Below are 13184 nucleotides of genomic sequence, written 5' to 3'. Positions count from 1 at the left end.
CCGGTCCGGCGGCAGCAACCGTTTTCGCTCTATACCAGGGTCTTCGTAATCCTCCATGGGTGGCCGATCGCAACCCATGGGTGCCTGGCGACGGGTCTCGCGAGGCAGGAGGATCGAGTGACCAACCAGGTGAGGCGGTTATTGCGTATGTCCAACCCTTCGGTGGGCGCCCTGTTCACCGGCGTCCAACTCGAATTCACCGCTGCCGCGATCGCAGCACGGGTGCGCTCGGGCGTGCTGTCGCCGATCGACGCGGTCGAGGGAGCGTTGAGCCGGATCTCCGAACGTGATCCCGAGCTGGACTCGTTCGTGATCGTGCGCGGCGAGCAGGCCCGTGCCGAGGCCGCGGCCCTGGCCGGGCGACCGGACCTGTCGGCGTTGCCCTTGGCGGGCGTGCCCATCGCGATCAAGGACAACATCCCGATCGTCGGGCATCCGCTGGGAAACGGTTCCGCGACCACCGTTGCGGAGGCCTCGACCGGGGACCATCCCGTGCTCGATCGGCTGCGTCGGGCAGGCGCGGTTCCGGTGGCACTGACCAGGCTGTCCGAGCTGTGTGTGTGGCCGTCGACCGATTCGCACGACTCGATCGTCAAGAACCCGTGGAATCACGAGCTGACCGCGGGTGGGTCGTCCGGCGGCGCGGGCGCCTCGGTGGCCGCCGGGATGGTGCCGGTGGCACACGGATCGGACTGTCTCGGCTCGATCCGGATCCCGGCCGCCGCCTGCGGGTTGGTCGGCATCAAACCCGGCAGCGGTCTGGTGCCTCGCGAGCTGGGCGAGAACTGGTTCGGGATGGCGGAGAACGGTCCGCTCACGACGACGGTCGAGGACGCCGCCCTGCTGTTGTCGGTGATGGCGGACCGGCCGGAGCTGGCGGAGCCCGCCGATCCGGGGCGACTGCGCGTCGCGGTGGCGGCTGGCTCGCCGAGTCCTTTGACGCCGGTGGACCGGCACTGGAAGGAGGGGGCCGAGCGAACCGCACGGGTGCTCGGTGATGCCGGGCACACGGTCACGGCCGCGAAGCTGCCGTACCCGAAGAACCCGATTCCCTTGGTGTCTCGCTGGACGGCCGGCACGGCCGCCTATGCCGAGGGGCTCGACCACACGCTGCTGCAGGCGCGCACGCGGACGCACATCGCGGTCGGGCACGCCATGCGAAGGCTCGTCCGACCCGGGCAGGTGGACAAGATGGAGGCCGCGATGCGTGCGTTCTTCGCGGATTTCGACGTGGTGCTGACACCGACGCTGGCCAGGCCGCCGATGGAGGCGCACGGCTGGAGCGACCGGTCCTGGCCGTCGAACGTCCTGGCGGCCGTGCGTTTCGCACCGTTCACCCCGGTCTGGAACCTGGTCGGCTGGCCTGCCGTGTCCGTGCCGGTGGGAATGCACCCCGAGTCCGGAACCCCGCTGGGTGTGCAGATCGCGGCGCCGCCCGGCGGGGAGGCGCGGATCCTGGCGGTGGCCGCGCAGCTGGAGGCGCTGCAGCCCTGGCCGAAAGTCGCGGTGATGTGACGGCCGCGGACGCGGCGGCGTGAGGGCCGCGGGTCAGAACGGCCAGGCGGGCAGCTCGGGTAGCCCGGCGCGCGTCGGCCTGCCGACCAGCCAGGCCAGCAGCTCGGCCCGGGGCAGGTCCGGCGGTACGACCTCGGGCGCCGCCTCGGCGAGTTCGGGAAGATCCCGCGTCAGGATCTCCTCGACGAACGCGTCGGGCCAGTTCGGGGCGATGTATCCGGTGCCGAGGTCGACGTGATGGATCTCGAGCTCGCACCAGCGGAGCACCGGGATGCCGCGCGCGGCGGTGGGCTTGCGCCACGACACCGGGGTGTCGAGCTGGTCTGGCCCGATCTTCCGCAGTGATTCGATCACCCGTCGCCCGGCGAATCGCAGGTCGGCGTCCAGCAGCTCGACGGGGCGGTCCGCGCCCTCCTCGATGGCGGCGCCCCGTGCCTCCCGCCCGCCTGGGTACATCTCGGGCCGGGTCCCGGACAACACGCCGACGGCAAGCCGGTTCAATGCGTCGCCGTTGCGCGCGAGGTGCGTGACGACGTGACCTCGGCTCCAGCCGGGCAGCAGCGAGTCGCCCCTGGCCTGCTCGTCCGACAGGTCGGCGACCGAGGATTCCAGTCGCGCCTGCGAGCGCTCGATCTCCGCCAGGACCTCGGGATACGGCAGCGTCATGGCCGCAGCGTATCGACATCCGGATTCGGCCGCTCGCGGTGGCGGGGCTCACGGAACCATCCGCTGTGCCCGCGCGTTCTACTTGGCAGAAGCCGCTGCGACAGCTGCTCCGCGCCGATGCCCGCGCTAACGGACACTGCTCGCGGCGGTCGCGGTAACCTTGAACCTCCGGTGAGCAGCCGGAACCCGGCGCACTGTGCTCGACCGGAACTGGAAAGGACTGGCCTGCAGAGGCTGAACCTGTATGAATCGCAAGACTGTGTTTCGCAACCTGGCGATTGTCGCCGGCATCCTGCTGATCATTTACGCGTTCAGCTATTTCGGTAACGACACCCGCGGGTACAAGAACGTCGACACCTCGGTGGCCATCGCCCAACTCGACGCGAAGAACGTCACCGATGCGCAGATCGACGACCGCGAGCAACAGCTCCGCCTCACCCTGAAGCAGGGCAACGACGCGACCGACAACTCGAACCAGATCCTCGCGAAGTACCCGAGTGCGGCCTCCGAGCAGATCTTCACCGCAGTCCAGAACGCGGGCGTGGAGAAGTACAACACCAAGGTGAGCCAGGAGAGCTGGCTGACCTCGATCCTGCTGTTCGTGCTGCCGATGGTGATCCTGCTCGGCCTGTTCGTCTTCGTGATGGGACGGATGCAGGGCGGTGGCCGCGGCGGCGTGATGGGCTTCGGGAAGTCGAAGGCCAAGCAGCTCACCAAGGACATGCCCAAGACCACGTTCGCGGATGTGGCAGGCGCCGATGAGGCCGTCGAAGAGCTGTACGAGATCAAGGACTTCCTGCAGAACCCGGCCCGCTACCAGGCGCTTGGTGCGAAGATCCCGAAGGGCGTCCTGCTCTACGGCCCGCCAGGAACCGGTAAGACGCTGCTCGCGAGGGCCGTCGCGGGTGAGGCCGGAGTGCCGTTCTTCACCATCTCGGGCTCGGACTTCGTCGAGATGTTCGTCGGTGTCGGCGCATCCCGGGTGCGCGACCTGTTCGAACAGGCCAAGCAGAACAGCCCCTGCATCATCTTCGTCGACGAGATCGACGCGGTCGGCCGTCAGCGTGGCGCCGGCCTCGGCGGCGGGCACGACGAGCGCGAGCAGACCCTCAACCAGCTGCTGGTCGAGATGGACGGCTTCGGCGACCGCACCGGCATCATCCTGATCGCCGCGACCAACCGTCCCGACATCCTCGACCCGGCGCTGCTGCGTCCGGGCCGGTTCGACCGGCAGATCCCGGTGAGCAACCCGGACCTGGCGGGCCGCCGGGCGATCCTCAAGGTGCATTCGCAGGGGAAGCCGCTCGATCAGCACGCGGATCTCGAGGGCCTGGCCAAGCGGACCGTCGGCATGTCGGGCGCGGACCTGGCGAACGTCATCAACGAGGCCGCGCTCCTGACCGCCCGCGAGAACGGCGCCCTGATCACGGAGGCGGCGCTCGAGGAGTCGGTCGACCGCGTCATCGGCGGCCCGCGCCGCAAGAGCAGGATCATCAGCGAGCACGAGAAGAAGATCACCGCGTACCACGAGGGCGGACACACCCTGGCCGCATGGGCGATGCCGGACATCGAGCCGATCTACAAGGTCACCATCCTGGCTCGCGGTCGCACCGGCGGACACGCCATGACGGTGCCCGAGGACGACAAGGGCCTGATGACCCGCTCGGAGATGATCGCCCGGCTGGTGATGGCGATGGGCGGCCGCGCCGCCGAGGAGCTCGTCTTCCACGAGCCGACCACCGGTGCCTCGTCCGATATCGACCAGGCCACCAAGATCGCCCGCGCGATGGTCACCGAGTACGGCATGAGCGCCAAGCTGGGTGCGGTCCGCTACGGGCAGGAGCAGGGCGATCCGTTCCTCGGCCGGTCGATGGGGGTGAGCTCCGAGTACTCACACGAGGTCGCAAGGGAGATCGACGAGGAGGTGCGCAACCTCATCGAGGCCGCGCACACCGAGGCATGGGCGATCCTCAACGAGCACCGCGACCTGCTGGACGTGGTGGCCACCGAGCTGCTCGAGCGCGAGACCCTCACCCGCAAGGATCTGGAGCAGATCTTCTCGAGTGTGGAGAAGCGACCCCGGATCACCGCGTTCAACGACTTCGGTGGTCGGACGCCGTCCGACAAGCCGCCGGTGAAGACGCCGCGTGAGCTGGCGATCGAGCGCGGTGAGCCGTTGCCCGACGACTCGGTGCGGCAGCCGACCTTCAGCAAGCCCCGCGAGACGGTTCCCCCCACCGCTCCGGTCCCGGGTCCGCAGAACGGCTACCCGATGCCTGCTCCGAATGGCGGCGGCTACCAGCCGTACCCGGACCCGCGGCAGCAGCAGCCTCAGCACGGCACGATGCCGGACTACGGTGCGCCTGCCGGTTGGTCGGCGCCCGGTTGGCCGCCGCGGGATGCGGGCGAGCACCAGCAGCAGCCGCAGCAGCACGCCCAGAACCCGCAGAACCCGTACGGCGGGTATCCGCAGTGGAGTCCGCCGCAGAAGCCCGAAGACGAGAGCGGGCCGGCAACCGAGCGCTGGGAAGGGCCGAACGGCCAGCAGTAGTCCGGCGGTAACTAGGCTTACCCACTGATCGCGTCGCACCGGCGTGGTCGGTGGGTAACGGTCGGCGAGAGTGGAGGTTCGGTCGCGTGTCGGTCAATCAACTCGGTGGTGCGAATTCCCGTGACGCATCGACGTCACAGGAACGCGACGCAGCGGAGTCCCCTGAGCGTGGCGCCGCGGCGCCGCTCGAGTGCGTCGAGACCGGGCGGGTCTTCGACCAGCCGCGCGCCGAGGCCGCGATTCGTGAACTGCTGATCGCGGTCGGCGAGAACCCGGATCGGCCGGGTCTGCTCGACACCCCCGCCCGGGTGGCCAGGGCGTACCGGGAGGTCTTCGCGGGCCTCTACACGGATCCGGATTCGGTGCTCAACACCACCTTCGACGAGGGACACCAGGAACTGGTGCTGGTCCGCGACATCCCGATGTACTCGACCTGCGAGCATCACCTGGTGTCGTTCCACGGCGTCGCACACGTCGGATACATCCCGGGCTCCACCGGCCGGGTCACCGGGCTCTCGAAGCTCGCGCGACTGGTCGACCTGTACGCGAAGCGTCCGCAGGTGCAGGAGCGGTTGACCAGTCAGATCGCCGACGCGATGGTGCGCAAGCTCGATCCCCGCGGGGTCATCGTCGTGGTGGAGGCCGAGCACCTGTGTATGGCGATGCGCGGCATCAGGAAGCCGGGTGCCAGCACCACCACCTCCGCCGTGCGCGGTCTGCTGCAGTCGAGTGCCGCCTCGCGTTCCGAGGCTCTGGACCTGATCCTGCGCAAGTGACGGTGCCGATGCCGGGCCGCTGCGTGGTGATGGGTGTTCTGAACGTCACCAGCGACTCGTTCTCGGACGGCGGCCGCTACCTGGACCAGGACGCCGCGATCGAGCACGGCCTCGAGCTGAGCCGGCTGGGCGTGGACATCGTGGACGTGGGCGGCGAATCGACCCGGCCCGGTGCGGCGCGGGTGGATCCGGTGGTCGAGGCCGAGCGCATCCGTCCGGTGATCGCGGCCCTGGCGGCCGAGAAGATCACGGTCAGCGTCGACACGATGCGTGCCTCGGTGGCCGCGGCCGCGATCGAGGCGGGGGCCACGATCGTCAACGACGTCTCCGGTGGCCGCGCCGATCCGGCGATGGCCGCGGTGATGGCCGACGCTGGCCTGCCCTGGATCCTGATGCACTGGCGCTCCGCGGGCGAATACGTGCACGCAGGCGGGGTGGAACACTACGACGACGTGGTGGCGGAGGTCGGTGAAGAACTGCTGACCCAGGTCGACCTCGCGGTTCGTGCCGGCGTCGATCCGAGCCGGCTGATCCTCGATCCCGGGCTCGGGTTCGCGAAGACCGCCGAACACAACTGGGCGCTGCTCGGCGCGCTGCCGCGGCTCAACGCGCTGGGTTTCCCTGTGCTGATCGGGGCCTCCCGCAAGCGCTTCCTCGGCAGCCTGCTCGCGGATGAACACGGCGACCGTGCGCCCGACGGGCGTGAGGTCGCGACGGCTGTCGTCTCGGCCCTCGCCGCGCGCGGCGGCGCATGGGGAGTGCGGGTGCACGACGCACGGGGATCCCTCGACGCGATCGCGGTGGTGAACGCGTGGAGCGCGGCTGAGGAGAAGCACGATGGCTGATCGAATCGAGTTGCGCGGGTTGCGGGTCCGCGGCAATCACGGCGTCTTCGAGCACGAGAAGCGGGACGGCCAGGACTTCGTCGTCGACGTCACGGTGTGGATGGACCTCGCGCCCGCGGCGGCCTCGGACGATCTCGCCGACACGATGCACTACGGCGAGCTCGCCGAGACGGCTGCCGCGATCGTGGCGGGCCCCTCGCGCGACCTCATCGAGACGGTGGCAGGGGAGATCGCCGACGCGGTGCTGACCGACGATCGGGTGAACGCGGTGGAGGTGACGGTCCACAAGCCGTCGGCACCGATCCCGCTGACCTTCGTCGACGTCGCCGTCGTGGCGCGCCGTTCCCGCAAGGGCCTGCGCGGATGAGTCGCGCGGTGCTCTCCATCGGGTCGAATCTCGGCGAACCGCTCGAGAACCTGCGGTCCGTCGTCGACGCGCTCGGCGATCGCCTGGTCGCGGCGTCGGGGGTGTACGCGACCGCGCCGTGGGGCGGGGTCGAGCAGCAGGATTTTCTCAACGCGACGCTGATCGTCGACGATCCCGAGCTGGACTGCCGCGGCTGGCTGCGGTTCGGGCAGGAGCTGGAGGCCGCCGCGGACCGGGTGCGCGAACAGCGTTGGGGTCCGCGCAGCCTCGACGTGGACGTGGTCGACTGTGACGGCATCGTCAGTGCGGACCCGGAACTGACGTTGCCCCATCCGAGGGCCCACGAGCGGGCGTTCGTGCTCGCCCCGTGGCTGGAGATCGACCCCGATGCCACGCTGACCGTGCGCGGAGCGAGGGTGCCCGCCGGAGAGCTGCTCGGCGACCTCGACGCCACCGAGCGCGACGGGGTGCGGCGGACCGAGCTCAGGTTGGTGCGGCCGTGACGGTGGTGCGCCGGTGATGTCGACGACCCGGATCCGGGACCTGCTGGGACTCGGGCCTTTGCGGCCATCGCAACCTGGCTCCTGGTTCGCGCCTTCTACGGTTCGCTGCCGCCGATCCCGCTGTTCGCCGGCGCCTCGCTCTATCCCGTCGCCGCCATCGAGGTGGGCGTCGCCTTCATGATCCGGTCGCGGGTCAGGGGGCATCAGCTCGGTCAGGGCCCGCGCCAGCTGCACCCCATCACCGCGGCGCGGGCAGTGGCGCTGGCCAAGGCATCGGCACTGGTGGGGGCCGCCACCTCAGGTGTCTGGCTCGGTTTGCTCCTGTATCTGCTGCCGCAGCGCTCGACGGTTCAGGCGGCCTCCGACGACACCTCGGGCACCGTTGTCGGTCTGGTCGCGGGCGTGGCGCTGGTCGCCGCGGCGCTCTGGCTCGAGCACTGCTGCAAGGCCCCGGACGAACCGCCGGACGAGCCAGCCGTCTAGCGGCGGCTCAGCCGGATTGGCGCTCGACGACCCATGCGGCGATCTGCGTGCGGGAGTTGAATCCCAGCTTCGCCAGCACATGCTCGACGTGTCCCTGCGCCGTCCGCTGCGCGATCACCAGCTTGGCGGCGATGGCCTTGTTGGTCAGGCCCTGCGCGACCAGTTCGGCGACCTGCAGTTCGCGTGGCGTCAGGGCCGTCGCAGCACCCGCAGGCTCCGGATTCTCCTCGCCGAGGTCCTCCCCGAGCGCGAACGCGATCGTCTCCTGCGCCGTCCAGCGCTCGCCGCTGCGGAAAGCCGACTCGAAAGCCTGCTCGCCCAGCGCCCGGCGGGTCCGCAGCTCGCACTCCTCGTGGTACGACTCCAGCTTCGGCACCACGGCTCCCGGGCTACCCACCCGCTGCCACATGGTCCGTGCCGCGCCGAACAGCAGCGCGGCACGGCGGGCCCGGTCCGTGACGATGGCGGTCCAGGCCTTCGCCTCCACACACATTGCGGTCGCGAGCATGTCGTCGGCCTCACGGGAGAGCCGCAGGCCCTTCTCGAGCAGCCCGTCCGCCCGCTGCGGATCGGTCTTCCACAGCGCCAGCCCGAGGGCGCAGACCGCGTAGGCGCGGTAGACGAACTCGCCGGTGGCCTCGCTGATCGCGAGGGCCTGTTCCTGGTACTCGATGGCCCGAGCGGCATCGTCGAGCAACCCGTACGCCACGGCGAGCCCGAGCAGGGTCGAGATCTGCCGGATGGGATTCCCCTGCGTGCGGAAGACCTCGAGGGCCTCTTCCAGGCAGGCAACCGCGCGAGGGAGATCGCCGCTGAAGGCGGCCAGGTACCCGGCGGCGTGCATCACGAGGGCGCGGGTGCCCGGATCACCGAGATCGTCGGCGAGCTGGAGCGCCTCCTCCGCCTGCGCCGTCCCTGCGGCGATGTCGCCCTGGTTGCTGGTGAGCAGGCAGTCGGCGCACAGCGCCTTGATCCGATGGGCGGTCGGGACCTCTCCTGGCAGGCCGAGTGCGCGGTCGAGCCAGTATCGCCCCTCGCTGAGCAGCCCGCGGGAGAGCCAGAACGGGAACAGCGCGATGGCGATCCGCAGGGCGTGGTCCGCCTCGCCGGGCTCGGTCGCACTGAACTGCATGGCCTCGCGCAGATTCGGTTGTTCCCTGGCTATACGGACCATCAGGTCCGGCTGCCGGGGGCCGATCCACTCGGAGCGTGCTCCCAGCACCAGCCCCTCGTACCAGTCCCTGTTCCGCCGGAGCAGGTCATCGAACTCGTGCGCTTCGTGCAGCTTCTCGCGCCCGTACTCGCGGAGGGTTTCGAGCATCCGGTACCGCACCGCGGCGCCGGCCTCCTCGCGGATCAGGATCGACTTGTCCACCAGCGAGGCCAGCACGTCGAGCAGGTCGCGCGGATCGACCATCCCGCCAGCACAGACGCCTTCGGCCGCATCCAGCCCGAAGCTGCCCGCGAACACCGAGAGCCGGCGCCAGAGCACCTGCTCGGTCTCCGTGCACAGCTCGTGGCTCCAGTCGATGCTCATCTGCAGTGACTGCAGTCGTGTCGGCGCGCCTCGATTGCCGGTGGTCAGCAACCGGTACCGGTCGGTCAGCCGGTCCAGGATCTGCTCCGCGGTCATGGCCCGCAGGCGCACCGCGGCCAACTCGATCGGCAGCGGCAACCCGTCCAGCTGACGACAGATCTGTGCGACGGGCTCCAGGTTCTCCTCGGTGAGAGCGAAGCCGGGCAGCGCCGCGGTGGCGCGTTCGACGAACAGCGTCACCGCCTCGGAGCCTGCCAGGGCCTGTGGCGTCGGACTGGCATCAGGGACCGTCAGCGCGGGCACCCGCAGCACCGCCTCGCCGCCGATGACGAGCGGTTCCCGGCTCGTCGCGAGGATCCGCAGGTCCGGGCAGGACCGGAGGAGGGAATCCGTGAGCTTCGCGACCGCGTCGATCAGGTGCTCGCAGTTGTCCAGCACCAACAACAGGGTGCGGGTGGACAGGTACTCGGTCAGCAGCACCAGCGGCGGGTGCGCCGGATGTTCCCGGAGGCCCAACGCGGTGGCGACGGTGTCGGGTACCAGCGCCTCGTCTTGGAGCTCCCCGAACTCGACGAGCCACACCCCGTCCTCGAACGCCCGACGCGAGTCCTCCGCCACCCGTAGTGCGAGACGGGTCTTCCCGACGCCGCCGATCCCGGTCAGTGTCACCAATCGGGCAACAGAGAGCAGCCGCTTTGCCTCGGCGAGTTCGGGCCGACGCCCGACGAAGCTCGTCGGTTCGATGGGTAGGTTCCCGATGACCTTGGCCCGGGTGGCGGGCGGCATCGCACCGTCCCTCTCGTCTCGTGGTCCCCTCTGGCTACGGTACCGTTCGGCCGCACATCCCCGGGTCGTCTCAGCTCAGGACGTGCCTCCCGAATTCCACCGATTCCGCTCCTGCCGGACACGGGCTCGGCCCGTTGTGACGGCGGGTGGTCGGTCCGGACGGCTATCCTCGGCTGCATGACGGTTTCTGGTCGCGCGGGCTCGCTTCGGCGGTACAAGCGCAGCACGAGCCAGATGTTCGTCGCCGCGCTTGTGGCGCTGGCGGTGATCGCGAGCCTGTTCATGATCTTCAGCAACAGCGTCCAATTGCTGCGTGTCGGCCTGGTCGTCGCCCTCTGGGCGGCGGTCATCGCGGCCATCGCGATGACCAAGTACCGCCGCGAATCGGCCGCCGACAAGGCGAAGGTGCGCGATCTGCAGACCGTGTACGAGTTGCAGCTCGAGCGCGAGATCACCGCAAGGCGTGAGTACGAGATGGGCGTCGAGGCCAAGGTTCGCGGCGAGGCGGATCTCGATGTCTCCGAGATCGCGGCCCTGCGGGCGGAGTTGGCTGCGCTGCGCGGCAGCCTCGAGGTGTTGTTCGAGGGCAGGCTGCCGGTCGACCGGGTCGCGCTGCAGGCCGATGCCACCCGGATCCCGGAGCTGGCGAGCCCGGCGCGGCCGAAGACGTTCACCCCCGACCCCGCGTACTCGGCCACCCCGGGCGCGAGGCCGACGTTCGCCACACCGGACGACGACCCGGTCACCGCCGAGGTCATGGTGGTGGGGGAGCCCGAGCCGGAGCCCTCCGCTCCGGCAGCGGCGTTCCCGATCCCGAGGCAGGCGCCCCCGCCGCGCCCGGCCCCACAGCCCGCCGCGACGCAGCCGCCCCCACGCCGGTGCCGCCGATCCCGGTGCCCGAGCCGGTGCCGCCCACCCCGGAACCCGCGCCGCTGCCCGAACCCGAGCCCGTCCCGGTACCCGAGCCGGGCCCGGCGCCGACGCCCGAGCCGGCCCCGACGGACGAGGTCTCGTCCCGCAGGGCGCGGCGACGCGCCGCCGAGGCGGAGCCGGCAGCCGAGGCCGAGGCGGCCGATCCCGCCGGGGCCCACTCGACGGGCCTCTCGGTCGCCGAGATCATGGCGAACATGAAGACCGCGGAGCCCGAGACGGACGGGCAGAGGTCCGGTCGCCGTCGCCGCGACTGAGCGGATCCCCTCCGGGGGCGTGCCCTAGATCACTCTGTTCCGCCATGGCGGCTGTCCCGGCGCGGCGGCTATCCTCGCTGTGAACGTCTGGTACCCGCCCTGCGGGACTGGAACGAACGAGAGGACAACGGTGACCTCCTCCGAGATCACTCAAGACCCCGCGCCCGCACGATTGACCATCGGAATCGTCTCGGCGGGACGCGTGGGAACGGCGATCGGTGCTGCGCTCGAGCGCGTCGGCCACATTGTCGTCGCCTGTTCCGCGGTGTCCGACGCGTCGATTCGCCGGGCCGAGACCAGGCTTCCCGAGACCGAGATCCTGCCCGCCGCCGAGGTGGCGTCGCGCTGCGAGCTGTTGCTGCTGGCCGTCCCGGACGCAGAGCTCGCGGGGCTGGTCAGCGGCCTGGCCGCCACCCGCTCCGTCAAGCCCGGCACCCTCGTCGCGCACACCTCGGGCGCCAACGGCGTTGGTGTGCTCGAGCCGCTGACCGCCCTCGGCGCGCTGCCGATGGCGATCCATCCCGCCATGACCTTCACCGGGCACGACGAGGACACCGCGCGGCTGTCCTCCGCGTGTTTCGGTATCACCGCGGCGGACGAGATCGGCTACGCGATCGCGCAGTCACTGGTCCTCGAGATCGGCGGGGAGCCCGTCCGGGTCCGCGAGGAGGCCCGTGCGCTGTACCACGCGGCGCTCGCGCACGGCAGCAATCACCTGGTCACCCTGGTCGTGGACGCCGTCGCCGCGCTCCGCGTCGCGCTGGCGGGAGACGAACTCCTCGGCCAGCAGCTCGTCGACGACCAGCCCAACGGGGTGGCCGAGCGGGTGCTGGGCCCGCTGCTGTCGGCCGCCCTGGACAACGCGCTCCGGCGCGGTCCTGCGGCGCTCACCGGGCCGGTGGCCCGCGGCGACGCCGCGGCCGTCGCGACCCATCTCAGGGTTCTCGAGGACGTCGACCCCCGGATCGCGGCCGGTTACCGCGCCCTTTCGCTCCGGTCCGCTCAGCGGACCGGGTCCAAGCCCGAACTGATCGAGATCCTGGAGGGCCGCTCGTGAACGGCTACGCACGCGGTGAACTGACCGTGCACCACGAACCCGCCGAGCTGACCAAGGTCACCAAGGCGCTGCGCGGCGTCGGGCGCCAGGTGGCGTTGGTGCCGACCATGGGCGCGCTGCACGCGGGTCACCTGGAGATCGTCCGCCAGGCCAAGCTGCGCGGCAGCGTGGTGGTGGTGTCCATCTTCGTCAACCCGTTGCAGTTCGGTGCGGGCGAGGATCTCGACGCGTACCCGCGCACCCTGGACCGGGACCTCGAACTGCTGCGCGAGGCCGGGGTGGAGCTGGTGTTCGCGCCGTCGGCCGCCGCGATGTACCCGGCGGGCAGGCGCACCATGATCCACCCGGGTCCGCTGGGCAGTGAGCTCGAAGGCGCCAGCCGCCCGACGCACTTCGCCGGGATGCTGACCGTCGTGAACAAGCTGTTCCAGATCGTCGGACCCAACCTCGCGTACTTCGGTGAGAAGGACTACCAGCAGCTCGCGCTGATCCGGCAGATGGTCCGCGACCTGAACCTGGACGTCGAGGTCTATGGCGTCCCGACGGTGCGCGAGCAGGACGGCCTCGCGCTGTCCTCGCGGAACCGGTACCTCGACGAGGCCCAGCGCACCGCGGCCGCGACCATCTCCGCCGCGCTGGTGGCGGGGGCGCACGCCGCGGCAGGTGGAGCCGAGGCGATCCTCGCCACCGCCCGCGAGGTGCTGGCGACGACCCCGGAGGTGGAAGTCGACTACCTCGAGGTCCGCGGCGTCGACCTGGGACCAGCGCCCGAGCGTGGGGACGGGCGGCTGCTCGTGGCGGCCAAGGTCGGTAGCACCCGACTGATCGACAACGTCGGCGTCGCCGTCGGCACCGGATTCCTCGAACGGGAAGAGGATTCCCGCACCACGCAGACGACAGCGGCGGGGTAA

Annotated in this window: 11 protein-coding genes and 1 pseudogene; 10 read left to right on the top strand and 2 right to left on the bottom strand. The window is 70.4% G+C overall.

Features of this window, described 5'->3' with window-relative positions; genetic code table 11:
* The first annotated feature begins 147 nt into the window (after positions 1-147).
* On the top strand, positions 148-1515 hold the full coding sequence (locus tag BTZ20_RS23390; RefSeq protein WP_077042996.1) for an amidase: 1368 nt from the start codon (positions 148-150) through the stop codon (positions 1513-1515).
* Between the two features lie 33 nt (positions 1516-1548).
* Here BTZ20_RS23390 and BTZ20_RS23385 read toward each other — a convergent pair whose 3' ends face one another.
* Positions 1549-2181 (bottom strand): maleylpyruvate isomerase family mycothiol-dependent enzyme, encoded by a 633-nt coding sequence (locus BTZ20_RS23385; protein ID WP_077042995.1) that lies wholly within the window; start codon positions 2179-2181, stop codon positions 1549-1551.
* Between the two features lie 244 nt (positions 2182-2425).
* Here BTZ20_RS23385 and ftsH point away from each other — a divergent pair, with 244 nt between their 5' ends.
* The 6 genes and pseudogenes from ftsH (at position 2426) to BTZ20_RS23355 (ending at position 7706) form a co-directional block, all read left to right on the top strand.
* A complete protein-coding gene (gene ftsH / locus BTZ20_RS23380) occupies positions 2426-4732 on the top strand; it encodes an ATP-dependent zinc metalloprotease FtsH (protein ID WP_077042994.1) in 2307 nt (768 codons plus the stop codon).
* Between the two features lie 86 nt (positions 4733-4818).
* Positions 4819-5508, top strand: a complete 690-nt coding sequence (gene folE, locus BTZ20_RS23375; RefSeq protein ID WP_223263484.1) for a GTP cyclohydrolase I FolE — start codon at positions 4819-4821, stop codon at positions 5506-5508.
* Positions 5509-5516: 8 nt separating this feature from the next.
* Positions 5517-6353 carry a dihydropteroate synthase gene (gene folP / locus BTZ20_RS23370; protein ID WP_077043927.1) on the top strand — a complete coding sequence of 279 codons (837 nt, stop codon included), beginning with the start codon at positions 5517-5519 and terminating at the stop codon, positions 6351-6353.
* Positions 6346-6720 carry a dihydroneopterin aldolase gene (gene folB / locus BTZ20_RS23365; protein ID WP_077042992.1) on the top strand — a complete coding sequence of 125 codons (375 nt, stop codon included), beginning with the start codon at positions 6346-6348 and terminating at the stop codon, positions 6718-6720. The genes folP and folB overlap by 8 nt, the downstream gene beginning before the upstream one ends.
* Positions 6717-7223, top strand: coding sequence for a 2-amino-4-hydroxy-6-hydroxymethyldihydropteridine diphosphokinase (gene folK / locus BTZ20_RS23360; protein ID WP_077042991.1), 507 nt, complete (start codon positions 6717-6719; stop codon positions 7221-7223). Before folB ends, folK begins: the two co-directional genes overlap by 4 nt.
* Positions 7224-7239: 16 nt before the next feature.
* A pseudogene (locus tag BTZ20_RS23355) lies at positions 7240-7706 on the top strand (DUF3180 domain-containing protein).
* Positions 7707-7713: 7 nt separating this feature from the next.
* On the opposite strand, the gene BTZ20_RS23350 reads toward BTZ20_RS23355, so the two are convergent.
* Positions 7714-10029 carry an ATP-binding protein gene (locus tag BTZ20_RS23350; protein WP_077042990.1) on the bottom strand — a complete coding sequence of 772 codons (2316 nt, stop codon included), beginning with the start codon at positions 10027-10029 and terminating at the stop codon, positions 7714-7716.
* Between the two features lie 177 nt (positions 10030-10206).
* Here BTZ20_RS23350 and BTZ20_RS23345 point away from each other — a divergent pair, with 177 nt between their 5' ends.
* The 3 genes from BTZ20_RS23345 (at position 10207) to panC (ending at position 13184) form a co-directional block, all read left to right on the top strand.
* A complete protein-coding gene (locus tag BTZ20_RS23345; protein WP_223263483.1) occupies positions 10207-11160 on the top strand; it encodes a DUF6779 domain-containing protein in 954 nt (317 codons plus the stop codon).
* A gap of 186 nt (positions 11161-11346) precedes the next feature.
* Positions 11347-12273: a Rossmann-like and DUF2520 domain-containing protein gene (locus BTZ20_RS23340; RefSeq protein ID WP_077042989.1), complete on the top strand. Its 927-nt coding sequence runs from the start codon at positions 11347-11349 to the stop codon at positions 12271-12273.
* Entirely contained in the window at positions 12270-13184 is a 915-nt protein-coding gene (panC, locus tag BTZ20_RS23335; protein ID WP_077042988.1) for a pantoate--beta-alanine ligase, read from the top strand. The genes BTZ20_RS23340 and panC overlap by 4 nt, the downstream gene beginning before the upstream one ends.

The sequence above is a fragment of the Rhodococcus sp. MTM3W5.2 genome, from assembly GCF_001984015.1.
Classification (GTDB): domain Bacteria; phylum Actinomycetota; class Actinomycetes; order Mycobacteriales; family Mycobacteriaceae; genus Rhodococcus_G; species Rhodococcus_G oryzae.
This window is presented reverse-complemented; position numbering and strand designations above follow the sequence as displayed.

Coding starts and splice junctions, on each gene's coding strand:
- BTZ20_RS23390 (WP_077042996.1), top strand. CDS start 148: ATGTCCAACCCTTCGGTGGGCGCCCTGTTCACCGGCGTCCAACTCGAA.
- BTZ20_RS23385 (WP_077042995.1), bottom strand. CDS start 2,181: ATGACGCTGCCGTATCCCGAGGTCCTGGCGGAGATCGAGCGCTCGCAG.
- ftsH (WP_077042994.1), top strand. CDS start 2,426: ATGAATCGCAAGACTGTGTTTCGCAACCTGGCGATTGTCGCCGGCATC.
- folP (WP_077043927.1), top strand. CDS start 5,517: ATGCCGGGCCGCTGCGTGGTGATGGGTGTTCTGAACGTCACCAGCGAC.
- folB (WP_077042992.1), top strand. CDS start 6,346: ATGGCTGATCGAATCGAGTTGCGCGGGTTGCGGGTCCGCGGCAATCAC.
- folK (WP_077042991.1), top strand. CDS start 6,717: ATGAGTCGCGCGGTGCTCTCCATCGGGTCGAATCTCGGCGAACCGCTC.
- BTZ20_RS23350 (WP_077042990.1), bottom strand. CDS start 10,029: ATGCCGCCCGCCACCCGGGCCAAGGTCATCGGGAACCTACCCATCGAA.
- BTZ20_RS23345 (WP_223263483.1), top strand. CDS start 10,207: ATGACGGTTTCTGGTCGCGCGGGCTCGCTTCGGCGGTACAAGCGCAGC.